Genomic DNA, 23,318 nt, shown 5'->3' on the forward strand with positions numbered 1-23,318 from the left:
CTGGGGACACGTACCACTTTTCCTCTCTCGACCTGCGATCTCATCGCCCGCCCGCACAGGCTTTGCCGACTGAAGGGTGGCTGGGGAAGTCATCCTTTCGGACGATGCCGTCGCCCTATCGATGCGTAAGATTCGGTCCATGCCCCACACTGCGCTCACCCCCGTATTCGTGGGTTTGCGCACCGGGCTGCATGTACTTTTCGCTGCTCTCGCCGTTCTGGTCATCGTCCGCGCGGTGATCTCACCGACGGAGAGCAGCGTCGCCGTCATCGTCCTCACGCTGGTGATGATCGCTACATACGGGGTCGGGGCGATAAAGACCAGGACCACAGTCCAGAGTGCCCGCACCCTGCGCCTGCTGTGGTTGGCGGCGCTCACGCTCGAGTGGGTGGTCCTATTGTGGCTGACACCCGAAGCCGCGTACCTCGTGTTCCCCCTGTTCTTCCTCTACCTCCATCTCCTCGGCTCCTGGTGGGGCGCTGCAGCGATCGTCGTCGCTACCGTGACTGCCATCTGTGCGCTCGGCATCCACAACGGATGGAGTCTCGCGGGAGTCGTCGGCCCACTAATCGGCGCAGGAGTCGCCCTCCTGATCGGTCTCGGCTACCAGGCTCTGGCCCGCGAGGCGGAACAACGCGAGACCCTCATGGGCGAGCTGCTCGCGACCCGAGGACAGCTCGCCGCAACCGAACACGAATCCGGAGTCCTCGCCGAACGCGCCCGGCTGGCGCGCGAAATTCACGACACCGTCGCGCAGGGGCTCTCCAGCATCCAGATGCTCCTCTACGCCGCCGAACAGGCTGACCCCGAACGCCCTGGCGCCGAACACATCCGACTTGCCCGAGACACGGCAGCCAACAATCTTGCCGATGCACGCCGGTTCATCCGCGAACTCACCCCACCCGACCTTGACGACCGGGGACTCGGCGGGGCACTGCGGAGACTCGCAGACTCACAATGGGCAGCGCAAGGGCTTCTCGTCAACGTGCGGGTATCCGATACGGTGGATCTACCCATGCACGTCCAGACGGCGCTCCTACGAATCGCGCAGGGAGCCATCGCCAACGTCATTCAGCACGCGCATGCCACCACCGCGACCATTACTCTCGCCGCCGATCACGAGCGACTTCAGTTCACCATCGCCGACGACGGCGAAGGCTTCGACCCCCACCTCGCGACCATAGAATCGCGCGGGCACTCAGATTCGTTCGGGCTCCAGGCGACCCGCGAACGCGCAGAACAACTCGGTGGCAGCCTCACCATCGACACACACCCCGGCGGAGGAACGCAACTGACCATCGAGCTGAGCTTGGAGCAGACCACATGATCCGGCTTTTGATCGCCGACGACCACCCCATCGTCCGCGCGGGACTCGTGGCTCTCTTCGCCCTCGAAGGAGACATAGACGTCATCGCAGAAGCTGCCACACCCGACGAAGCGGTTTCCGCCGCAGAACACAGCAACCCTGACGTCGTCCTGATGGATCTCCAGTTCGGCGCTCACGCCGCAACCACCGGAGCCGACGCCACACGGCGTATCCGCGCCCTCGACGCAGCCCCCTATGTTCTCGTACTCACCAATTACGACTCCGATGCCGACATCCTGGGAGCCGTCGAAGCCGGCGCCAGCGGCTACCTCCTCAAAGATGCTCCACCCCACGAGCTCGCAGCAGCCGTCCGTGCCGCCGCCGCAGGCGAAAGCGCCCTCGCGCCCGTCATCGCCTCAAGACTCCTGAACCGCATGCGAGCCCCCCAAGCGAGCCTCAGCAGTCGCGAGATGCAAGTACTCAAGCTCGTGGCAGCCGGCCACTCGAACACCGACATCGCGACAGAACTCTTCGTCAGCGAGACCACCGTCAAATCCCACCTCGCCCACATCTTTACCAAGCTCGCGGTCACCTCACGAACGGCAGCCGTCTCCGCAGCCAGACAACGCGGCATCCTCCGCTGAACCTGCGTCGCGATCTTCGATTCTTCACCGGTCTGGCAAGTCGCACCGGTGACCGACACCCGCGCTCACCCACGCATCCCTCCGGCGCAAAAGACTGGCACGCCACAATGTCTGATGCGCCGAGCTCAATCGAACCGAGCGACGGGGACTCTCCAACGAACGAGCGCGAGTCGCCAACTCCAAGACAAGCAGCAATGCACGCAGGCACCAAAAGGTGATCGCCCCGGAGGCGTTGAAAACACTGGGATCGCATGTCAACCTTGTTGCATGACGAAGCGTCGCAAGGCGAAGCAAACTGCGACAAATGGCGGTTTGCAGGGTTTGGCCACCAACGCCAACGTGAGCCGACCCGACGAGGCTTCGGGCCGCCCCAGCGCTACGCAGGGATCCGCGTTCGGCTTACCCGCGGCGAATCGTGTCTACCGAGAACGGCCTCTCGCGCCCGCCGCTGCTGAGCTTGATGACCGCACAAAGATTCAACCCGCGAAACCCGCCCTCGCGCCAGTCAGTCAGTCCTCGTCGCGGTTGGGCCGTGCACGCGATTCGAGGCTGCTCGGTCTCCAGCGACTGAAGGCTCTATCTCGTGAGCTCCAGAAGCTTCATCATGAGGAGCAGTCCCTCCTTCGCGAACGCGACCACCTGGTAGCGCAGCTGCGCCGCGAAGGAGAATCGTGGGCATCACTATCCTCGCGCACCGGGCTCAGCAGGCAGGCTCTCAGCAAGCGAACAAGCTGATCGGCGGCACCCGCTGGTTGGGACGAAATGTCATCAGATATGCTTAGCTGTAAACATTTCGTGTCAAGAGTTTGGCGGTGGCGCAGTGAAGACGATCACGCCCGGCGCGATAGCGCAGGAGGGCCTGTCCCGGAGCGCGTTCTATCGCGCGGCCAAGGAGGGTCACTACGAACGCATCGGGCGAGGCATCTACCTCCCCGTCGACGCCACAGCGGCCGACTGGGATTGGGTCGAAGCGGCATCCCGTCGCTCGGACTCGACGATCTGTCTCACTTCCGCGCTCGCGCACCACGACCTGACCGATGCGATTCCGAAGGCGCTCGATGTGGCGATCCCGCGCGGATCCCGCCTCCCCGCTACAGCAGCGTCAATCGCCTGGCATTCTTTCGACCGGGGCACGTTCGACCTCGGGCGCGATCAGGTGCAGATCCCTGGCAGTGACCACACGATCGGACTGTACTCAGCAGAACGGTCCATCGCGGATGCTTTCCGATTGCGAGGTGACGTCGGGTACGAGCTTGCCCGGGATGCCCTCAAGGAGTGGCTGCGGCGTGGCGGGAAACCGTCTGCCCTGATGGAGATGGCGACGCGTCTGCCGAGAGCAAAGCGTCCGATTCTTCAGGCGCTGGACGTTCTCTCATGAGCGACGGCGATGAGACCTTCCGGCGCCTCCAGGCAATCGCTCGTTCGGCATCGGCGCAATCGGGTGTCGCCACGCCCACACAGGAGTACCTCACCCGACACCTCATCGAGTCGTTCCTTGAGCGACTGACGCGGACGGTCCACAACAGGGACTTCGTCCTCAAAGGCGGCATCCTGCTCGCTGCGTATGGAGTGCGCCGGCCGACTCGAGGACCAGGTCGCCCTCGTCGCGTCCTACCTCGACCCGGTCTTCGCCCGCCGCCCTCAGTAGGGACTTCCGCCGCTCTCTCCCCGGCATCCGTGACAACATTCTGACAACATTTCACGTGAATATGGCTGAATCCGAATGCATTCGCACGTAGTCAGTACCCCGAAAATCCGCGTAATTACGCGGGTTCTGTAGGCGACTGCAGACGGTTGTCGCAGCCGGTTTAGGTTTCCGGTACCAAAGGTCGTGGGTTCGATTCCCGCCGGGGGCACAGCAGACACAAGGAATCGCGGTTCTTCACGACCCGCGATTTTTTGTTCGCGTGATCACTCCTCGAAGTGATCACGCTCGTTTTACAGATGCGCAACGATCGTTTTACAGGCGAGCCGCCCCGATAGCGCCGAATCGATGCTGTCGGGTCGATTCGATGCCGTCAGGAAGCCGCCGAACGGACGATCTCGGCAATGCGCTTTCCGTCGTCTCGTCGAGCGTGTCGAAGCTGCGACGAGAGCACTACCGTTCGTCCATCTTCGCTATCGTCTCGAACACCTGGACAACGTTCTTCTCACTGGCTCGTCGCCGGCCCGGGTGCGTTCATCCTTGAGCGCCCCGGTTGGTTTCAGCAACGAGCAGCGCTCGTTGCTACTCCTCAGCGGATCAGTCGTTCCAAGAGCTCGAAGGTGTCGAACGGTTGGTTGTAGTCACCAAAATGCCCGTCATCACGAACTATCTGAGTGCCGCCGAGATGGTCAAAGAGCAGTCGGCCTTGGCTGGCATCGCAACCATACGGATCAGTGACGGAGTTTATGAAGTAAAGGTCTCCGCCGTGAGCGCCGATCCGATCCCAGTCGTAGGTGTCTTTGAGCACTGGCTCCTCTGACCCATTGACCCGCGTGGCATATCCGGCAACGAGGATCGTCTGGGCGACAGCACACTCGAGGTTCTCAAGCACCGCGAGCAGAAGCGCGGCACCACCAGAGTGACCGACGAGCACGGTGTCGGCGTCGAAGTCGTGGGCCGCGAGCACCTTCGGCAATAGCTCGGCGATCGGCTCGACATTGATGCCGGGGTGGTGTGGGCGCTCCACCCGATATCCCCGCTCGCTCAGTCGACGGTCAAGCCACGGGTACCACGCTACGTCAGGGTTGCCACCCGTGCCGTGGAAGATGATCGCGTTCTTGGTCACGAGACGATGATAGTGAGAACGACAGCGCGCACAGCGGCAGCAGCTGGTTGGTGATTCTCCTCAACGCAGCAGCGGGTTGGCGGATCATTCGTCCGAATCGGACCGCGATTTCGCTTTATCCCGCGGCGATGAAGTACGACAGCGCTGCAAGAACAACACACGTCGGCACCATCGTGTAGCGCTCTGGTTTACTGCGCGAAACCGCGTTCATCACGATGCCGAGCATGAAGTAGGCGAAGATCACCCACATCGCGACCTCTGCAACCGACTCATCAAAGATGTCGACGGCACCTACGCAATCCCAGGCGACGACCACGATCAGCGCGTAGATAACGATCGACACCGCGCTTCCAATCCGCAGCCGCGTGGGTAGCACTCGATGTTGGCCGCCCCAGGCGAAAGCGCCTAGTGGGGCGCCGAAGATGAGTGCAAGTTGGAACAGAGCGAGCACGCCAAGCAGTCCGCTGAGCGCGATAGCGAAAGGCATGGAGCCCAATATAGCCACACGTGTTTGCGCAGCGCCGCTCAGGGTGCGTCGGCTGCCTCCGCGAGGAGAGAACGTGCGAGGAGTGTCGAGCCGGCGACAGCCGCCGGCATCGTCGCAACCGCCCCGAGGGGCACGAGGAAGCACAGTTGCGTGGCGACGCCGAAGCCCAGCACTCGTGCCCGCTGACCGCGCCGCACCGCGCGTCGCTGGGGACCGAGCAGGCCCCGTGCGGTGAGCGCACGGGAGGTCAGCTCGTCAGCGAGCAGCCAACCCGTAAGCGTGACGCCAACTGCGCCGCTCAGTATCGAACCGACGACCGGCACCAGCCCGATGAGCACGGCGATCAGTGCGATCAGAATTCCACGCGCAATCAGCGTGAGGCTGTCACGTGCCGCGCGCCAGAAGCCATAGTCCGCCTCGAGGGGCCCTTCGCCTTCGGCCGCTTCGACAGAACGCCAGATGCGGTCGTAGAACGGTTCGCCAATCAGCAGGGTGAGAGCGGTGAATGACACCGCTCCGATGGCCAGGGCCGCGCCGAACACCGCCGTGCCGAGCGTGACGCGGATGATCGTCGCCCAGACGGGCGACCAGCCATCTGCGAACGGAGTCAGCGTGCTCGTGAGTCCGGGTAGCAGCAAGCCGAGGGCGACGAGACCGGCGGCGAACAGCACAGCCACGATCGCTGCCGGAATAAGGCCGAGCGCCATCGCGCCCGGGCGTCGACGCCAATGGGCGAATCCCCGAAAGAGCAGGCCCGCACCACGGATGAACTCGCGCATCGGCTCCAGCCTACGGGTGGCCGCGTCGTCAGCGGCCCGCAGCGCGGGCGATCAGCTCAACGAGTTCCGCCGGTCGTGACCACATCGGCCAGTGTCCAGTCGGCAGATCGACCAAGTCGAGTGCGGTGTGCTCGCGTCACGATAACCGGGGCCACGATCTCCTCGCGCGACCTAGGCAAGCTTCGTGCCGATGAATGGAGCTCACGGGATTTTGGCGGCTACGGACCCAAGTCGAGGTAGGCGGGAACTCAATCGATGGGCACGGCGTGACCTGAGACGACGATGCCGCCGGCCATCGGGATGTCGACGGTGAGAAACCCGGGTCGTCCGACGTGAGAGCCCTGCTCAATCATGATTCTGCTGGGCACCGGTACTGCTGAGAGGTCTCGCAGATAGGCGCCGAATGCCGCTGCCGCGGCACCGGTGGCCGGGTCTTCGGTGATCCGTCCAACCGGGAACAGATTGCGTGCACCGAACCGGTCGGGCGCAACGCGGTGCGCGATGGTGATCGTTGCGGGCCACCCTCGGTCATCCATGAGTGCGCGGGCCTCGTGAGGGTCGAAGGTGAATTTGTCGAAAGTCTCACGATCGGCGAGCACCAGAACCGGGTGCGGGTTGCCCGCGTGAGCGATACGTGGTGGCAGCTCAAGATCTATGTCGTCGGCCGTGAGCCCAATGAGTCGGAGGATCGCCGCGAGGTCGCCGCCGGTGAGTTCGCGGACTGACGGGGGGATGCTTGTGAATGCCGCCCGGATCCCCTGCTCCTCATGAGATACCGCGATCACCACATCACCTACCGGGGTCGCGAATGTAATCGGCTCGTTGCCGCTTGACTCGTTCCTCTCAGCGAACGCGATGGCGGTCGCTACCGTTGCGTGTCCGCAAAAAGGAACCTCGGCAATCGGGGAGAAGTAGCGGATTCTGAGCGCACCGTCGCCTCTCACTCCCGTGACAAATGCCGTTTCAGCGAAGTCAACCTCGGCTGCGATTCCTTGCATCGCCGGCTCATCCAATTCGCCTGCCGACAGAACCACGCCGGCAGGATTGCCGCCGTCGGGTAGTGCACTGAATGCTGCGTATTTGAGAACCTCAGGCTCGAGCATTCTGAAAGAGTACAGCGACAAGGCGCGGCGACAAGAAGATCGCCGCCCGCTCTCGGACGGCGATCTTCTCTTCTTCAGCGGTGGCCCGCTCGTTGCTACGGTCGCCCTGGAGCGCCGCCCATTGTGCCGGCAGCTTCAACGCCCTCTACCGCGGTTCCGGCGCTCTGGCCCCCGACCGTGATCGTGTAGCTTGCGTCTTGCTCGAGCGCAGCATCCGACAGAACGACCGACTGGAACGTCTTCACCGAGGTGAACTCAACGATCAGTTCACCGCTGTCATCCAGAACCTGCACCGTCTCTCCGGCGCCGAAGCTCTGGTCGAGAGAAGCCGAGAACCACCCCTGCGCCGATGACGCATCGGGCGAAACCGCCATGCCTGTTGTTCCGACTGCGAGCACAGTGCCACCGTCGACCACGATCGACCCGTTGGCGTCGAGCGCGCCTTCTCGATCGCTCGACGATCCGAACACCGTGAGGGTGCCGCCGGTGATCAGCGCAGAACCGTTCGTGTCGACGCCATCGCCCTCAGCAGAGACGATGGTCTCGCCGCCGGTGACGGTCAGCATTGCACCGTCGTCTTCTTCCACCACTCCCCCGACGTCAGTCGTCGTGCTGGTTCCGCTGGTGGCATTGATCCCATCGTCGCTCGCCTGCACGCCCAGGGCACCGCCCTCGATCGTGATGTAGTACGACTCGACGCCCTCATATGAGTTGACCACCGAGGTTTCTCCCCCGGAGACAACGATGTAGACCTCTGATTTCAGCCCGTCGTCCTCAGCATCCACTGTCATCTCGCCGCCGGTAATGACGAGGTCAGTTTGCGCTTGCAGGCCGTCATCGCCACCCGCAAGATCGAGCGTGCCGCCGGCAATGTGGATGAACCCGCGAGTGTCGTCTTCTTCTTGGTCTGACTTCAGCGCGTCGCCGGCCGCATCCACCGTGATGGTGCCGCCCTCGACGACGAGTGAGTCTTTGCCTCGAAGACCATCGTCGCCCGCAGTGACATCAATGGTGCCCGACAGCACCACGAGATCGTCGTGGCTAGTGATGCCGTCGTTCACGCTGCTCACTGTGAGCGAACCATCGCCCGTGATCGTGAGATCCGCGTCGCTGAACAGCGCGGCGTTGGCTTCTTCATCGTCGCCGGTAGAGGTGAGCACGTTGGTGCCGCTCAGCGAAACGACGACGTCTTCTGCGTTCACGACGTTGATGGCAGCACTCGTCGAGTTGGAGATCTCCGCCCCGTCGAGCACGAGAGCGACAACGTCTTCATCCTCAGTGTCAACAACGACTTGACCGTCGAACTGGCCGCTCAGCACATAGGTGCCGGCCGCAGAAATGGTGACCGTGGAGTCAGCGACGGCGACCCCCTCGCCCTCTGCCGACGCAGTGGTTCCGTCAAGCGCGATAGGCACCGCGCTGTCCATGCTCCACTCGTCGCTGTTCACCGTCGTCGTGTTCGCGTTGGCTGCGAGAACCTCTGCGGCGACCGCTCCGATCGACTCGGTGACCTCAACGGGTGTCGTCGCCACTTCGGTAGTCACTACCGGCGATACTTCGGTAGCAGTCTCGGGCGACGCGCATCCCGCAAGAATGAGGCCACCGATCAAGAACGAACCTGCTACTGCGGTGAGCGTGTACTTCTTGTTTTTCATTTTGTGCTCCTTGTGATTCGTCGACGCAAAACTCGCCCGACCTCGGGCGCAAACGCCACCCCGATCGGTTTCGCGGGAAGGAGAGTGCCGACACCGCACATCGCGTCGCGAACAACATTCGCGCGGGGCTGTGTGATCTCCATAAGGGACACTATTCAGGGCGCCGCTACCACGGACCTTTGCGCAGTCAATGAAGTTCCTATGGGCGATCGGCAGTGCGATCACCGGCGCGACGTCTACTCGCTGCCGACCATCTTCAGCCCTACAACGCACCCCACCAGCCCGAAAAGCAAGAGCATCTTGACAACCGAGAACGCCTCATCGCCGGTAACCATCGCATACGCAACCGTCAACGCTGCACCGATGCCGACCCACACCGCGTAGGCAGTGCCCGTCGAGATATCGCGCATGGCCCATGCGAGTCCGCCCATGCTTGCCACCAGCGCGATGGCGAACACGATGCTCGGCCAGAGTTTCGTGAACCCGTCAGATTTGCCGAGGGCTGTCGCCCATACGGCTTCGAGAACACCAGAGATAACAAGAATGACCCACGACATGACTGTGCTCCTGGCCAGTCTTGTCGCACACCGGGTACTGATCCGTCGTCCGGGGAACCAGTTCGGGTTCCAGCGGCCCACTCTAGCGAGGGTCGCTGATCACGGCCTGGGCACCGTCACACGAGAAAGAGTCCGTCAAGCGCTCCCGGATTGTGCGCGTGCACGAGAACGAGAAAAACCACAGCATCAAACAGCAGATGCACCGTGACGACGTACGCGAGCGAACGGGTCTTCATGAAGATGAATGCCTGCAGCAGCGCGAACGGAATCGTCAGAAGCGGACCCCACGCCTGGTAGCCGAGCTCCCAGAGGAACGACACAAATACCACCATCTGCAGCAGATTGGCCTGCCAGTCCGGAAAGTGGCGTCGCAACAGCGCGAAAACAGTGCAGATGAAGAACAGCTCGTCCCAGATTCCCACCGCTCCGACTCCGACGAAGAGGCGCGCAATCATCTCGGGAGTATCGACCACAGGCCAGTTGAGGTAAACGCCAGAAGTGATGAAATAGAACGGCAGAATCAGCCACCCGAGCACCAGAACCAGCACGAGCCAGCCCCACTGGAACGACGTCCATCGGCCACCGCCGCGCCAGGGAAACCGGGTGGCATGATCTCGAAAGACGTACCGTGAGATCAGGTACGGCACCGCGACCGCTCCCCCGAGCACGAGGCTGAACCGCACCATGGCCCAGTTGTCGAGTTCGGCTTTCAAAGGGATTGCGCTGACGATGAGCATCCCAAGGGCCACCAAAGACAGGTCGCGTACCAGGCTCGGCGGGCGGACGCTGATGGCACCCGTGCTGGCCGACTGTTCGGCAGCTGCGGGTTGCGCGGCAGCATCCCCTCGTGAAAGCCAGAGCGCTCCTGCGAGCCCTGCGGCAAGCAACAGCCAGCCCAACCACGGAATGCGCACCACGAAGAACGCGGGCGCGGCCAGACACACAAGAAACGCCGGGAGCAGCGCCCACGAGCGAGCCGAGCGGACCGGAAGAATCACGTCAGCGGCGGGCATCAGAGTTCCGAGCTAGCGATCAACGACGCACTCATGCGCGGTCGCGGCGGCGGTAGGCGAGGTCACGAATGTCGCGCCCGACTCGCGCACCTTTCCGCTCGAAGGCGGTGATCACTCGCCCCTCGAATCGAGGCGCCCACGCACCCTCGAAGGCCCGCTCGAAATCAGCGGATGCATCAAGCACGGTGCGCATCTGCAGGGCATAGTCTTCCCAGTCGGTTGCCAGGCGCAGCAAGCCGCCGTTAGTGATCGCCTCGGCCGCTTGGCCAGCAAACTCATCAGTGACCATTCGACGCTTGGTGTGCTTGTTCTTGTGCCACGGGTCAGGAAAGAAGACCCACAGTTCGTCAAGAGCCGCAGCAGGGATCAAATGCATGAGCACTTCTGGAGCGTTCGCCTCGACGAGGCGGATGTTACGCAGCTCGCCCTGCTCGGCGGCGAGCATGGTGCGAGCGAGACCTGAGCGGAAGACCTCGATCGCCAGAAAGTCGGTGTCAGGGTTCTCGGTCGCAGCGTGAATGATCGCGTGGCCCTGGCCCGACCCGATCTCGGCGACCAGGCGCGCACTTCGTTCCCAGACGTCCGCGGGAGAAAAAGCCGAACCGGGAAGGATGCTGGTGGCAGCCGCATCACGCGGCGGGTCGATGACATAGAAGTCCGCCAGCTCTGCCCACGCGCGCTCCTGCGCGTCTGACATGCGTCCGCCACGGCGCACAAACGAGACCGGGCGGTCACGATAAGTCGAAGGTTCCGGAATGGCAGGGGGCAGGTCGGTCACCCTTCTAGGCTATCTACCCTCTTGCGTCACGAAATCGATCAGCTCTTCAACGCGCCCAAGAAGCGCGGGTTCCAGGTCGCGGTAGGTGCTCACCCGCGACAGAATGCGTTGCCACGCATGGGCGATGTCGGCCTGATCTTCTGCGGGCCATCCGAACGCGCGGCAGATGCCGACCTTGAATTCGGTACCGCGAGGGATCTCTGGCCAACGAGCGATTCCCATCGCTTTAGGCGTGACGCACTGCCACACATCGATCCACGGGTGTCCGACGATGCGCAGGTGCACACCGTGCTTTCCGCGCTCGATCTGCTGCGCGACACGTGATTCTTTCGAGTGGGGAACGAGGTGGTCGACCAGCACGCCATAGCGTCGCTCAGCTGACGGTGGCTCCGCCTCGAGCAAGTCGTGCAACAAATCGATCCCCTGCAAGTACTCCACAACGACGCCTTCGGCACGCAGGTCTGCGCCCCACACCTTTTCGACGAGTTCAGCGTCGTGTCGACCCTCAACGAGAATGCGGCTGGCACGCGCTACGCGCGCTCGCGCTTCGGGGGCGGCAAAAGAGCCCGACGCAGTGCGGCGCGGCCGGTCAGCGGCACGTTGCGGAACGATGAGCGTTACTGGTTCGCCGTCGACGAGAAATCCGCCACCGAGCGGAAAGAGTCGCCGCTTGCGTCGGCGATCTTCGAGCTCGACCATTCCCGAGCTGATACCGACCACCGCACCGCAGAAGCCGTCTTCGACCACTTCGACTACGAGATCTCGTTGCGCTTGCACACGGGGAATCTCGCGCTGCCCGCGCGTGCGCCAACCAGACGCCAACACGTCTGCGCCATACCGATCGTCCATCAATCCTCCGAAGGCGAAACCATAGCGCGCCGCGAAGCCAACGACGCCAGCGACGCGCGCACCTCAGCTGACTGGCGGCCGGGCTACCACGCCACCCCCATCGCTGAATAGACTCGACTTTTGGGGGCAGGAGATGCGCCCGGAGGGGACCTGGATGCGCACGCGATGGGCAGCGATGCTGGCAGCAACGGTAGCGGTTGGACTCACCTTGGCAGCGGGAGCAGCCAGCGCGACCGATCCGGTCCCGCTCAGCTCAGGTTACGTACTGGACGACGCGGGAGTGCTTTCCAGTGGCGACGCTGCCGATGGCCAGTCGCGGCTGGAGGAGCTGAAAAGTGACACCGGTGTCGACCTATGGGTTGTCTACGTCGATGAGTTCACCAATCCTTCCGACTCTGCTGACTGGGCGAACGAAACGGCACAAGCCAACGGACTCGGGCCGACGCAGTATTTGATGGCCGTGGCTGTTGATACACGGCAGTACTACATCTCAGGCGATTCCGAAGGGCCCGTCTCGTTCGAACAGCTCGCCACCATCGAGCAAGAAGATGTGCAGCCCGCACTAGCAGACGAAAACTGGGTTGGGGCAATCGACGCGGCCGCAGACGGATTCACATCAGCCGTTAACGGAACTGGCTCGAGCGGCACCTCAGACGGATCCGGCGGCTGGTTCTTTCCGCTGCTGCTCGGGATCGTGGTGGTTGGCGGGATCATCTATCTCGTCGTCTGGTTCGCGCGCCGACGCAAAAAAGCAGCGGTACCGGCTGGCGCTGGTGCTCGATCACGCGTCGAGCCGCCCGTGTCGATCGAAGAACTCCAGCAACAAGCCGCGTCGAGTCTGATTGAGACCGATGACGCAATTAAGACGAGCGCTCAAGAACTGGGATTCGCGAGGGCACAGTTCGGCGATGACGCGACGGAATCATTCGAGCAGACACTCGCCGAGGCTAAACAGAAGCTCGATGACGCATTCGCGCTGAAACAGCAACTCGACGACGAGGTTCCAGACGCTGCCGCTGACGTGCGCTCGTGGAACGCCCGCATCATCGAGCTCTGCAACGAAGCGAACGAGGCGCTTGATGCCAAGGCAGATGAGTTCGACAGCCTTCGCAAGCTGGAGCAGAACGCCCCTGACGCACTCGCGCGGGTGCAGAAGTCTCGCGACGCTGCAGTCGGGGCGCTGGACGCGGCCGCCGCGCACCTTGCCTCGCTGCAATCGCGCTATGCACCCGAGGCGCTCGCGACGATCGCCGACAACCCCACGCAGGCAAGCACACGCATCGCATTCGCCGACGAGCAGATCGCCGCGGCTTCTGCCGCGCTCACTCGCGGCGACGGTGGCGAAGCGGCGGTGGGAATACGCGCTGCCGAGGAAGCGATCGGCCAAGCAGCACTTCTCGAAGAAGCCATCGAGAAGCTGACCGCAGATTTGGCCGCCGCCGAGCAGCGCTCTGTCGCGCTGATCGCCGAACTCGAAAGCGATATGCGCACCGCTGCGACGCTTCCTGATAGCAACGGGCACGTCGCCGCAGTCATCGCCGCCACCGGCCAACAGATCGCTGCAGCTCGCGCAAGTTTGGGCGACAGTGCAAAGCGCCCGCTGGTGGCGATGCGAAGCCTCGAAGCTGCGAACAACGAAATCGACTCGGTTGTGCAGCAGGTGCGCGACGCCGCGGCAAATGCGCAGCGCGCTCGCGCACAGGTGAGCGAGCAGATCCTGCAAGCACAGGCGCAGGTGTCAGCAGCCGAGGACTTCATTACGGCACGCCGAGGAGCCGTTGGTGCCGAAGCGCGCACGCGGCTCGCCGAAGCTGGTGCCTCGCTCGTGCGCGCGCAGGGTTTGCACAACAGCGATCCCGAGCAGGCTCTCGGCTACGCCCAACGCGCCAATCAGCTCGCGGCGCATGCCGCCCAGCTCGCCCAAAATGATGTCGGCACCTTTCAGACCAACTCTGTCCATAGACAAGGTGGCGGCGGAAACAACATGATGGGAGCCATGCTCGGTGGCATCGTGATCAACTCGCTTTTGGGCGGCGGTGCACGCTCATCGCGTGGTTACGGCGGCATGGGGCGCTCACGAGGCGGCTCGCGAGGCAGAAGCACCGGCAGCTTCGGCGGCGGCGGCTCGCGGGGTCGCCGAGGCGGTGGTCGTTTCTGAGCTGCGCTCTTTTTCACCTCATTCATTCACTCTCAGTCCACTAGGAAGGAAATCCCATGGCGAAACAGTCCATCTTCGGTCGTATCTCGACTCTCATGAAGGCAAACGTCAACGCGCTCCTCGACTCCGCCGAGGACCCGCAGAAAATGCTCGATCAGCTGGTGCGCGATTTCAGCAACAGCATCGCTGACGCAGAGTCGGCCGTGGCTGAGACCATCGGCAACCTGCGCCTGCTCGAACGCGACCACCAGGAAGACATTCAGGCCGCAGCCGAGTGGGGCAACAAAGCGCTCGCTGCCAGCCGCAAGGCTGACGAGCTGCGCGGCGCGGGCAACACCGCCGATGCCGACAAATTCGACAACCTTGCCAAGATCGCTCTGCAACGCCAGATCAGCGAAGAGAACGAAGCCCGCGCTGTCGAGCCGACGATTGCGTCGCAGACCGAGGTCGTTGCCAAGCTCAAAGACGGCCTGAACGGCATGAAGCAGAAGCTCGAAGAGCTGAAGTCGAAGCGCTCTGAGCTGCTCGCACGCGCGAAGACGGCCGAGGCTCAGAACAAGGTGCACGACGCAGTCAAGTCGATCGATGTGCTTGATCCCACGAGCGAACTCGGTCGTTTCGAAGATAAGGTACGTCGCCAGGAAGCCCTTGCCGCCGGCAAGCAGGAACTGGCTGCGTCATCGCTCGATGCGCAGTTTGAAGCCCTCGAAGATGTCGGCGAACTCACCGAGGTCGAGGCGCGTCTAGCTGCGATCAAGACGGGCGGCACCCCACCGGCGGCGGCGATCAACGCCCCCAGCCAGCCGTACACTCCGTAGTAATGCATGAGAGGCCCCGGTCCCGCGGGATCGGGGCCTCTCGTCACTCCACCGCAGGGATTGGAACTATGACGCGTTTCATGATTGTGCCGCAGTGGCAAGGTTCTGATTCACCGCGCGCGATGCGGCTCATCGACGGCGCGCAGTCGATCGCGGGAGATCTGCCTCGCGCATCGTGCACGACGATTGATGTGGCGTCCGAGGCCGGCGATGCGCAAGACACTGGGGTGCGACGTCATAGCGCGATCGCGCGCACGCGCGACCGACTGCGCGAAGCACTTGCACAAAGCGATGACCCGACCATGCTGATCGGTGGTGATTGCGGCGCTGCCGTCGGGGCTATTGAGCACGTGGCTTCGCGGCATCCCGATCTCGTGCTGGTGTGGTTCGACGCTCACGCCGATCTCCACACGCCTGAAACCTCTCCTTCTGGCGCGTTCGGCGGCATGGCGCTGCGCGCAGCGCTCGGCGAGGGAACCGAATCACTGAGACTGAACGCACACGCGCTTTCGCCGACGCAGGTCGTGATGGCGGGCGTGCGCGAATACGACGACAGCGAGCGGGCCTTCGTCGGCAGCGTGCCGATCACCGTCATCGATCCCGCTCAGCTTGCGGAGCCCGACGCTCTCGCCGACGCGGTATCTGCCCTGGGCGCCACGAAGGTCTACGTGCACATCGACCTCGATGTGCTCGACCCCTCCGCGATTTCTGGCGTGACGGCTCCGGTGCCATTCGGAGCACAAGTCGCCGACGTCGTCGCGTCGATATCTCAGCTGCGCTCGCGCGTTGAACTCGTCGGCAGCAGCATCTGCGGCTTCGCTCCGGCCTCGCCCGCTGCCGCCGTAAACGACCTCGGCTCGATTCTGCGCCTCGTGGGAAGCCTCGCATGAGCCCCATCGCGCAGCCTCCTGCCGACTGGCGCGAGCACGCCGCATCGGCGATCGATCGCGGTCGGCGCCTCGACCGCATGATTCCTAGCGTGCTTCTCGACTCGCCGATCAGCCGACTCGGCTATCTCTACGGGCACGCGGTGGGATGGATCTGGGGCTCTATGTGGAGTACGGGCCGGGTGGAGAACCGCGAAGGCCTGTGGGTGTTTCAGGGCATGCCGAAGTGGGCTTTCCCCCGGGGTGGTGTCTGCGCGGGTGGGTGCTATCTGACCGGCGACCGCCCCGTGACGAATGAAGTACTGCGGCATGAAGCGGTTCACAAGCGGCAGTGGGAGCGCTACGGCATCTTGATGCCGATTCTCTACCAGTTCGCCGGGCGCAATGCGCTTCGCAATCGTTTCGAGATCGAAGCAGGTCTCGAAGACGGCAACTACGTTCCTCGCGGCAACGGGTGACGGCTGCTTAGCGCGAAGCAGTGAGGCCGTAGCGCGCCGGACTGTAGATCGAGTCGGCCGCTGTGCCCATCTCGATCAGGTGATCGACGATGTCGGCGGTGCCGAGATAGCCGCCGAGCAGGTGAACGCGGGTCGAGTTGTTTTCTTCGCAGAGCATCTCGTCGGCCCATGCAGTCACGGCCCGTGACAGCGCTTCACCGCTGGCACAGCCACGGCCTGTTCCCGGGGCGCCCGACCGCTGGGAGCGATCGAGCCAGGTGACCACCATGCGGCTGGGAGCGTTGATCGAGCCTTGCCAGCTCGGGTCAGGAATCTCTACGAACACGCGTCCGGTCGAACAGATCGGCAGCGTCGCCAGGAGCGCCTCTAGCTCTGCCAACGATGACTCATCTGCGGTGATGAGGTGCTGCACTCGCGTATGCCGCGATGCGCGACATGCTCGCGCGCTGTGCTCGGTGGAAGAGTTCATGGTCCCCTCACTATACCGCGTGAGCAAAGGGTTGCCTAACCTCACCTGGAGCTACGGCTCGATGAGCACTCGGCGCAGCTCGAGGAGTTCGTCATCGGCGATTCCATGCGCGCGCAGATAGTCGCCGGCCGATCCGTGGGTCTCGCTCAGCCTCGACAGCAGCGCGCTCATCACGGGCGCGGGCGACCGCGTTGCGAGGTCTTCGATGTATCGCGCCTCGGGATGACGTTGACGCAGCTGCGCCACGACATACTCGTTTCGCTGCGAGGGCAGCAGGCTCTCGGTGCGGGCGTAGTCGCTCACGACTGCCTCGATGTCGACGCCCGCTGCGGCAAGCGCGAGTGCCACAACTACACCGGTGCGATCCTTGCCGACTGTGCAATGCACCAGCACGGGTTGATCCGAGATGATCCCACGCACAGCCGCCACCACGCCGAGCGCGGAATCATCGAGCAGCAGCTGATACATCTCATCGAGGCTGATGTCGTTTGCGAACATCGATGCGACGGAGCCTAAGAACAGCGGCACACGCTGCGTCGTGAGCGAAAGCCCCTCGATTCGGCTTGGCTCATGTGTGACCTCGGCGTCGGAACGCAGGTCGATGATGCGACGCAGCCCCATCTCGCCGAGCGCACGCGTGCCGGCCGGTTCGAGACGCGCCAGATTTCCCGAGCGAAACAGAATGCTTCGACGCGTGAAGCCCGAGCCCGCGGCCAGACCGCCGGTGTCTCGAAAATTCATTGCACCCGCGACAAGCGGAGCGCCGTTCACCAAAGTCACTCGCTCTCGCTCGCAGTAGCACCCTCGGCCGCAACTGCGATCGGCGGCACAGGATAGCGGCCCGCGATCGCGACGCGGTTGAAGGCGTTGATCGCAACCAGAATCCAGCTCAGCGCGACATATTCTTCCTCTGTGAAGACACTGCCGACCCGGTTGTAGACGTCATCGGGCACGCCACCTCGATCAATATGCGCGAACGCTTCGGCAAGCTCCAACCCCGCCCGCTCGCGAGCGCTGAACACGCCGGACTCTCGCCACACTGGAATCTGAGCGATCTCGTCAGCTGAGACACCCACGCGACCCGCGCTATCCACGTGAACCCGCACACAGAAGGCACAGCCGTTGATCTGCGAGGTATGAATCTGTACGAGCTCTTTGAGCCGCGCGTCGATTGCCGCATCGCTTGCCAGCGCGCCGACGGTCTTGGAGAACGCGGCGAGAGACTGATACGCCTTGGGCGCCGATCTCGATAGGTGCACCCGGGATTCTTCGCTCATGCCGCCAGCCTAGCTAGAGCCACACTCGCGTGTCGCGAACAAGTGCCGAGTGAGTCAGACTATGAGAGTGAACGAACCCAACGACGAGTTCTCCTTTCTCAGCGACCAGGCACTCGCCGCCGGCATCACCGGCGCGCCGCCGCACGGTGAGCGAGTGAGTCTGCAGCTCGCCGATGGTCGAACGCTGAGTGCGCTTCGGTATATGCCCCCTGGTGGCGAATCACCCTCCCCCGCAGTGACGTTGCTGCACGGAGCAGGCCTGAACGCTCACACGTGGGATACCACCATCGTTGCGCTCGGCCTGCCTGTGCTCGCAATCGATCTGCCAGGGCACGGTGACTCATCGTGGCGAGGCGACGCAACCTACGTCGCCGCGACCTTGTGGCCTGATGTTGCCGCGGCAATAGACGCGTGGACCGATGGGCCGCAGCTGCTGGTGGGCCACTCACTGGGCGGTTTGACCGCTGCGGCACTCGCCGCCGAACGCAGCGATCTGGTGCACGAGCTGATGATCGTCGACATCACGCCGGGGGTTTCGCTTCAAGGAGGTCCGTCTGAGCTGAGTGCGTTCTTCGCTGGGCCGACCGACTGGGCGAGCAGAGATGAACTCGTCGATCGTGCGATCAGCTTCGGTTTCGGCGGTGATTCGCGGGCCAAGGTGGAGCGTGGCGTCTACTTCAATTCGCGCATCCGCGACGATGGGCGAGTCGAATGGAAGCACCACTTCGCTCATCTCGCCGCCGCGATGGTCGCGGCGAGCGCAACCACAGCAGACCAGACCGCACCGTCACCGCCCACGGCGTCTTCGCTGGGCGAAACTGGCTGGACCGATCTAGCCGCTGTCACAGCGCCGATCTCGCTTCTGCGTGGTCAGCACGGCTACATCAGCGAAGCGAACCTCGCGGAGTTCGTGGCGCGCGTGCCCGGAGCATCCATTGTTTCGATGCCATCTGGGCACAACCCGCAAGAAGAGATTCCGAGAGAACTTGCAGATCAGATGAGAAAACGCATTTCGGCAGGCTAACAGTTTCGTTGCATTTGTCGCATGCAGAACGCTCTGGCAGCGACAAGTTCTCTAGGCTTGTCTTTCGCGCCGGTGGTTTCTTGTCTGCAAACCCGGTGCCCGCGCGCCCGATGCGCACAGCTGAGAAAGGCCCCCATGTCACGTCGTACCCCCACTGCCGCGGTCATTTCACTGATTGCCGCCAGCGCCCTCGCGCTCAGCGCGTGCTCCGGCACCCCCGCGCCGTCTCCGACAGCAACCGGCGAGGCTGATCCTCAAGCGTCCGCCGCAATCCGCCTCGTTCTCGAACCAGGCAACCTCGACATTCGCCAGACCTCGGGCTCGGCGCTCGACCAGGTGCTGATGGACAACGTCTATCAGGGCCTCGTCTCACGCACGCCCGACCAAGACATCGTGCCCTCCCTCGCGAGTGATTGGACCGTCTCGCCCGACGGCCTCACCTACACATTCACCCTGCAAGAGGGGGTGACATTCCACGACGGCCAGGAACTGACACCCGAAGACGTGGTGTGGACGTTGACCACGAGGAAAGAAAGCGCCGAATGGACCGACTCAGCCCGTCTCGCCAACGTGGAGTCGATCACCGCTGACGGACAAGACATCGTCCTCACCCTCGCCGCACCAGATTCGAGCCTGCTCTGGAACCTCACCGGCCGCGCCGGCGTCATCCTCAAAGAGGGCGACGAGATCGACTATCAAACTGCGGCCAACGGCACCGGCCCCTTCTCGATGACGAGCTGGCGCCAGGGCGACAGCATCACTCTCACGCGAAATGACGAGTACTGGGGCGATGCTGCGCAGGTCGCCGAGGTGGTGTTTGCCTACATTCCAGACAACCAAGCAGCACTCAATGCGGCGCTCGCCGGCGAAGTTGACGTTCTGACAGGCTTCGACGCCAACCTCAAAGACCAGATCGAGGCGACGGGCGACTTCGCCCTCGTGCTTGGCCAGTCAACCGACAAAGGCACGCTCGCCTTCAACAGCAATGCTGAACCGCTCGACGACCAGCGTGTTCGCCAGGCGATCCGCCAGGCAATCAACAACGAGTCGTTTATCGAAGCGCAGGCCTCGGGCGAGGTGCAGTACGGGCCGATTCCGGCGCTCGATCCCGGGTACGAAGACCTGTCAGACGTTGCACCCTACGATCCCGCTGCGGCCCGCGCACTCCTCGAAGAGGCCGGCGCAGAAGACCTCACACTCACGCTGACGATCCCGAACTTCTACTCCACAACGGTGCCGCAGATTCTGGTCTCGGACCTCAACGAGGTTGGCATCACGCTAGAGGTGGAGTCGGTCGACTTCTCCACGTGGCTGAACAGCGTGTACGTCAACCAGGACTACGATCTGAGCTTCGTGCTGCACACCGAGGCGCGAGACTTCGAGAACTGGGCGAACCCGGACTACTACTTCACCTACGACAACCCAGAGGTGCAGGAATTGTATGCTGAGTCGCTTGCAGCAACCGATGAAGAAGAAGCTGCGGCTCTGCTTCAGGAGGCCGCTCGGATTGTGTCAGAAGACTCGGCCGCCGATTGGCTCTACACCGGGGCCTCAGTCGTTGCCGTCGGTACTAACATCTCGGGTATGCCCTCTACCAATGTCAATGAGCGACTGAACGTAGCCGAACTCGGCAAGAGCAACGGGTGATCCGATACACGCTGACGCGCACCGCCCTCCTATTGGTAGGGCTGTTCGTTGCCAGTGTGTTGATCTTCTTGACGCTGCGCGTGCTGCCGGGAGATATTGCGCAGCTCATCGCTGGAACGAATAGCACTCCCGAGCAGGTCGCGGCGTTGCGCGAGCAGCTGGGGCTCGACCGCTCACTCAGCGAGCAGTACTTCAGTTGGATTGGTGGCATCTTTCGCGGCGAACTGGGGACCTCGCTGCTCACCGGCTCGAGCGTCGCAAGTGAGCTTGCTGAGAAAGCCCAGGTGACGGTGCCGCTCGGCATCATGGCTCTTATGATCGCGGTGCTGTTCAGTGTGCCGCTGGGCGTGCTGTCAGCCATGCGCCGCGGACGCGCTGCCGGCACGGCACTGAGTGCTGGCGCGCAAGCAATCGCCGCCGTGCCCGTGGTGTGGGCAGGAATGATGCTGGTCGTCGTTTTTGCGGTGTGGCTGGGATGGTTGCCGGCTCAGGGATTTCCTCGCGCCGGGTGGCAAGACCCTTGGGCGGCGCTGAGCGCCCTCATTCTGCCTGCGCTGACCATCGGCATCATCGAAGGCGCGATGTTGATGCGCTTCGTGCGCAGCGCCACGTTGCAGGCAGCTGGCCAAGATTTTGTCCGCACCGCCGCGGCGAAAGGTCTCACCCGCAACGCGGCGCTCGTGCGCCACGGACTTCCGGTGGTCGGGCTGTCGATCATCACGGTGCTGGGTCTGCAGGTCGCGGGAATCATCGTCGGCGCAGTCGTCATCGAACAGCTCTTCTCGTTGCCCGGCATTGGCCGAATGCTCGTCGCAGACGTGAGTGCGCGCGACCTGCCGAAAGTACAGGGCGAACTGCTGGCTCTCACCGGCTTTGTGCTCATCGTCGGTTTTGTCGTCGACATCGTGCATCGTGTGATCGACCCACGACAGCGGGAGGCGGAGTGATGGATGCTGCCGAGCGCCCCGCGCGCGCACATTGGCTCTCCCGTCTGTGGCGGCTGTCTACCAGCCGGTTCGGACTGATCGTGGTCGCGCTCGTTGTCATCACCGCACTGGTCTCCTTGTTGTGGACCCCGTTCGATCCGCAACGCGTCGAGATCGCGAACCGCTGGCTCTCCCCCAGCTGGCCACATCTCTTAGGCACAGACGGTTCAGGTCGCGACATTCTCAGCCTGATCATGGCGGGGTCGCGAACCACGGTGATCGTGGCTATCGGCGCAAGCGCTATTGCCGCGGTGATCGGCGTCTTGCTCGCCGCGCTGGGGGCGCTCACCGTGCGTTGGCTGCGCGAGTCGGTCGCGGTGCTCGTCGACATTCTGATCGCGTTTCCCGTGCTCATCATCGCCATGATGATCTCTGCGGTCTGGGGAGGATCGCTGTGGGTCGTGATCTGGTCGGTGGGAATCGGGTTCGGCGTCAACATCGCTCGAGTCACCCGACCCGAACTCCGACGCGTGCAGCAGAGCGATTTCGTGGTCGCCGGCCGGGCGTACGGGCTGACGCCCTCGCAGAATCTGCTGCGCCATCTGCTGCCCAACGTCGCCCCGGTCTTCATCGTGCAGCTGTCTTGGGGAATGGCCGTCGCCGTTCTCGCAGAGGCTGGACTGTCGTACCTCGGCTTCGGGGCGCCGGTAACCGATCCGTCATGGGGTCTTCTGCTGGCAGAGCTGCAGGCATATCTGACGGTGTATCCCCTGGCGGTGCTGGCTCCGGGCCTGGCGATCACCTTCACTGTGCTCGGGCTAAACCTTCTCGGCGATGGAATTCGAGAGGTGACCGACCCGACATTGCGCGCCACATCGGGGCCAGCCCGCAGTTCGCGCACCCACATGCCGGAGGTCGTGGCATGAGTCTCGCCGTGAACTCCCTCACCGTCGAGATCGACGGAAAGCGCGTGGTCGATGACGTGTCGTTCAGCGTCGATGACGGTGCCCGTGTTGGCCTGATCGGGGAATCAGGCTCAGGAAAGTCGATGACGGCACTCGCGATCGCGGGTCTGCTGCCCGACGGCGCGCATGCCACCGGCAGCGTGCAGTGGAATGGCCGGGAACTGCTGGGACTACCCGACCGAGAGCTCGCCCGCATTCGCGGCGACGAAATCGGCGTGGTGTTCCAAGAGCCGCAAACGGCCCTCAACCCGATCCGTACCGTGGGCCGACAGATTGCCGAGTCAGTGCGCATTCACGAACGGCTCTCGAGGAGAGACGCCGCAGCACGCGCGATCCTCGAAGCATCCCGAGTTGCACTCCCCGAGCCCGAGACTATCGTGGCGAGATACCCACACCAGCTTTCGGGCGGGCAGCGTCAGCGGGTAGCAATCGCAATGGCCCTGGCCTGCCGTCCGCGTCTTCTGATCGCCGACGAACCCACCACAGCCCTCGACGTCACGATTCAGGCGGAAGTACTCGACCTGCTTCAATCTCTGGTCGCCAACGACGGTATGTCGCTGCTGTTCATCACCCACGACCTCGCCGTGCTCTCACGCATTGCGACGCATGGGGTGGTGCTCGAATGTGGCCGTGTGGTGGAGGCCGCTCCGGTTGCAGACCTGCTGAGCACGCCGACCTCGCCGATCACTCAAGCGCTGCTGCGCGACGCCACCGCCACACTGTGGCGTCCCGGAGGTGCGCAGTGAG

24 protein-coding genes, 1 pseudogene and 1 riboswitch are annotated in these 23,318 nt (G+C 63.4%); of the genes and pseudogenes, 12 read left to right on the forward strand and 13 right to left on the reverse strand.

All coding sequences use genetic code 11. From position 1 onward, the window contains the following. Nucleotides 1-139: 139 nt before the first annotated feature. From SJY18_RS05155 to SJY18_RS05165, 3 genes are all read left to right on the forward strand, one after another. Nucleotides 140-1,327, forward strand: coding sequence for a sensor histidine kinase (locus SJY18_RS05155; RefSeq protein ID WP_396668603.1), 1,188 nt, complete (start codon nt 140-142; stop codon nt 1,325-1,327). Next, the gene (locus tag SJY18_RS05160) at nt 1,324-1,950 is read left to right on the forward strand and encodes a LuxR C-terminal-related transcriptional regulator (RefSeq protein WP_396668604.1); all 627 of its coding nucleotides are present in this window, start codon (nt 1,324-1,326) and stop codon (nt 1,948-1,950) included. Before SJY18_RS05155 ends, SJY18_RS05160 begins: the two co-directional genes overlap by 4 nt. An 820-nt stretch (nt 1,951-2,770) precedes the next feature. Beyond that, on the forward strand, nt 2,771-3,328 hold the full coding sequence (locus SJY18_RS05165; RefSeq protein ID WP_396668605.1) for a type IV toxin-antitoxin system AbiEi family antitoxin domain-containing protein: 558 nt from the start codon (nt 2,771-2,773) through the stop codon (nt 3,326-3,328). Between the two features lie 856 nt (nt 3,329-4,184). On the opposite strand, the gene SJY18_RS05170 is transcribed toward SJY18_RS05165, so the two are convergent. The 10 genes and pseudogenes from SJY18_RS05170 to SJY18_RS05215 form a co-directional block, all read right to left on the reverse strand. Beyond that, nucleotides 4,185-4,721, reverse strand: coding sequence for an RBBP9/YdeN family alpha/beta hydrolase (locus SJY18_RS05170; protein ID WP_396668606.1), 537 nt, complete (start codon nt 4,719-4,721; stop codon nt 4,185-4,187). 115 nt (nt 4,722-4,836) lie between these two features. Next, nucleotides 4,837-5,208 carry a hypothetical protein gene (locus SJY18_RS05175; protein ID WP_396668607.1) on the reverse strand — a complete coding sequence of 124 codons (372 nt, stop codon included), beginning with the start codon at nt 5,206-5,208 and terminating at the stop codon, nt 4,837-4,839. Nucleotides 5,209-5,246: 38 nt separating this feature from the next. Continuing rightward, nucleotides 5,247-5,987 carry an EI24 domain-containing protein gene (locus SJY18_RS05180; protein ID WP_396668608.1) on the reverse strand — a complete coding sequence of 247 codons (741 nt, stop codon included), beginning with the start codon at nt 5,985-5,987 and terminating at the stop codon, nt 5,247-5,249. A gap of 28 nt (nt 5,988-6,015) precedes the next feature. Continuing rightward, nucleotides 6,016-6,108: pseudogene (locus tag SJY18_RS05185) on the reverse strand (alpha/beta hydrolase); the annotation flags it as partial. A 127-nt stretch (nt 6,109-6,235) separates the two neighbouring features. Further along, nucleotides 6,236-7,090 carry a PhzF family phenazine biosynthesis protein gene (locus tag SJY18_RS05190; protein WP_396668609.1) on the reverse strand — a complete coding sequence of 285 codons (855 nt, stop codon included), beginning with the start codon at nt 7,088-7,090 and terminating at the stop codon, nt 6,236-6,238. Nucleotides 7,091-7,185: 95 nt separating this feature from the next. Then, nucleotides 7,186-8,745: a carbohydrate-binding domain-containing protein gene (locus tag SJY18_RS05195; protein ID WP_396668610.1), complete on the reverse strand. Its 1,560-nt coding sequence runs from the start codon at nt 8,743-8,745 to the stop codon at nt 7,186-7,188. A gap of 236 nt (nt 8,746-8,981) precedes the next feature. Beyond that, entirely contained in the window at nt 8,982-9,302 is a 321-nt protein-coding gene (locus SJY18_RS05200) for a DMT family transporter (RefSeq protein WP_396668611.1), read from the reverse strand. Nucleotides 9,303-9,311: 9 nt separating this feature from the next. Then, nucleotides 9,312-9,376: riboswitch (guanidine-III (ykkC-III) riboswitch) on the reverse strand. 42 nt (nt 9,377-9,418) lie between these two features. Beyond that, nucleotides 9,419-10,315, reverse strand: coding sequence for a CPBP family intramembrane glutamic endopeptidase (locus SJY18_RS05205; protein WP_396668612.1), 897 nt, complete (start codon nt 10,313-10,315; stop codon nt 9,419-9,421). 31 nt (nt 10,316-10,346) lie between these two features. Next, nucleotides 10,347-11,012: a tRNA (guanosine(46)-N7)-methyltransferase TrmB gene (gene trmB / locus SJY18_RS05210; RefSeq protein WP_337338929.1), complete on the reverse strand. Its 666-nt coding sequence runs from the start codon at nt 11,010-11,012 to the stop codon at nt 10,347-10,349. Between the two features lie 90 nt (nt 11,013-11,102). After that, a complete protein-coding gene (locus SJY18_RS05215; protein WP_396668613.1) occupies nt 11,103-11,942 on the reverse strand; it encodes a DUF3097 family protein in 840 nt (279 codons plus the stop codon). 154 nt (nt 11,943-12,096) lie between these two features. On the opposite strand from SJY18_RS05215, the gene SJY18_RS05220 reads away from it, so the two are divergent. The 4 genes from SJY18_RS05220 (at nt 12,097) to SJY18_RS05235 (ending at nt 16,263) form a co-directional block, all read left to right on the forward strand. Beyond that, nucleotides 12,097-14,100 (forward strand): TPM domain-containing protein, encoded by a 2,004-nt coding sequence (locus SJY18_RS05220; protein ID WP_396668614.1) that lies wholly within the window; start codon nt 12,097-12,099, stop codon nt 14,098-14,100. Nucleotides 14,101-14,156: 56 nt separating this feature from the next. After that, nucleotides 14,157-14,918 carry a PspA/IM30 family protein gene (locus tag SJY18_RS05225; RefSeq protein ID WP_337338836.1) on the forward strand — a complete coding sequence of 254 codons (762 nt, stop codon included), beginning with the start codon at nt 14,157-14,159 and terminating at the stop codon, nt 14,916-14,918. A 68-nt stretch (nt 14,919-14,986) separates the two neighbouring features. Beyond that, a complete protein-coding gene (locus tag SJY18_RS05230) occupies nt 14,987-15,808 on the forward strand; it encodes an arginase family protein (RefSeq protein WP_396668615.1) in 822 nt (273 codons plus the stop codon). Continuing rightward, nucleotides 15,805-16,263 (forward strand): Fe-S oxidoreductase, encoded by a 459-nt coding sequence (locus SJY18_RS05235; protein ID WP_396668616.1) that lies wholly within the window; start codon nt 15,805-15,807, stop codon nt 16,261-16,263. Before SJY18_RS05230 ends, SJY18_RS05235 begins: the two co-directional genes overlap by 4 nt. Before the next feature lie 7 nt (nt 16,264-16,270). Here SJY18_RS05235 and SJY18_RS05240 read toward each other — a convergent pair whose 3' ends face one another. The 3 genes from SJY18_RS05240 to SJY18_RS05250 are packed head-to-tail and all read right to left on the reverse strand — an operon-like array spanning nt 16,271 to nt 18,009. After that, nucleotides 16,271-16,732: an SIP domain-containing protein gene (locus SJY18_RS05240; protein ID WP_337338839.1), complete on the reverse strand. Its 462-nt coding sequence runs from the start codon at nt 16,730-16,732 to the stop codon at nt 16,271-16,273. 51 nt (nt 16,733-16,783) lie between these two features. Next, the gene (locus SJY18_RS05245) at nt 16,784-17,512 is read right to left on the reverse strand and encodes a tyrosine-protein phosphatase (RefSeq protein ID WP_396668617.1); all 729 of its coding nucleotides are present in this window, start codon (nt 17,510-17,512) and stop codon (nt 16,784-16,786) included. Then, nucleotides 17,509-18,009 (reverse strand): carboxymuconolactone decarboxylase family protein, encoded by a 501-nt coding sequence (locus SJY18_RS05250; RefSeq protein ID WP_337338841.1) that lies wholly within the window; start codon nt 18,007-18,009, stop codon nt 17,509-17,511. The genes SJY18_RS05245 and SJY18_RS05250 overlap by 4 nt, the downstream gene beginning before the upstream one ends. A gap of 61 nt (nt 18,010-18,070) precedes the next feature. Between SJY18_RS05250 and SJY18_RS05255 the strand changes: the two genes are divergently transcribed. The 5 genes from SJY18_RS05255 to SJY18_RS05275 all read left to right on the forward strand — a co-directional run bounded on the left by SJY18_RS05255 (nt 18,071) and on the right by SJY18_RS05275 (nt 23,317). After that, a complete protein-coding gene (locus SJY18_RS05255; RefSeq protein ID WP_396668618.1) occupies nt 18,071-19,033 on the forward strand; it encodes an alpha/beta fold hydrolase in 963 nt (320 codons plus the stop codon). 135 nt (nt 19,034-19,168) lie between these two features. Beyond that, complete coding sequence (locus tag SJY18_RS05260) at nt 19,169-20,680, forward strand: ABC transporter substrate-binding protein (RefSeq protein ID WP_396668619.1); 1,512 nt, start codon at nt 19,169-19,171, stop codon at nt 20,678-20,680. Beyond that, entirely contained in the window at nt 20,677-21,627 is a 951-nt protein-coding gene (locus SJY18_RS05265; RefSeq protein ID WP_337338844.1) for an ABC transporter permease, read from the forward strand. The genes SJY18_RS05260 and SJY18_RS05265 overlap by 4 nt, the downstream gene beginning before the upstream one ends. Beyond that, entirely contained in the window at nt 21,627-22,532 is a 906-nt protein-coding gene (locus SJY18_RS05270; protein WP_396668620.1) for an ABC transporter permease, read from the forward strand. Before SJY18_RS05265 ends, SJY18_RS05270 begins: the two co-directional genes overlap by 1 nt. Beyond that, complete coding sequence (locus tag SJY18_RS05275) at nt 22,529-23,317, forward strand: ATP-binding cassette domain-containing protein (protein ID WP_396668621.1); 789 nt, start codon at nt 22,529-22,531, stop codon at nt 23,315-23,317. The genes SJY18_RS05270 and SJY18_RS05275 overlap by 4 nt, the downstream gene beginning before the upstream one ends. The last annotated feature ends 1 nt before the right edge of the window (nt 23,318 follow it).

Source organism: Microbacterium sp. R86528 (assembly GCF_044596335.1).
In the GTDB taxonomy this organism is placed as follows: domain Bacteria; phylum Actinomycetota; class Actinomycetes; order Actinomycetales; family Microbacteriaceae; genus Microbacterium; species Microbacterium marmarense.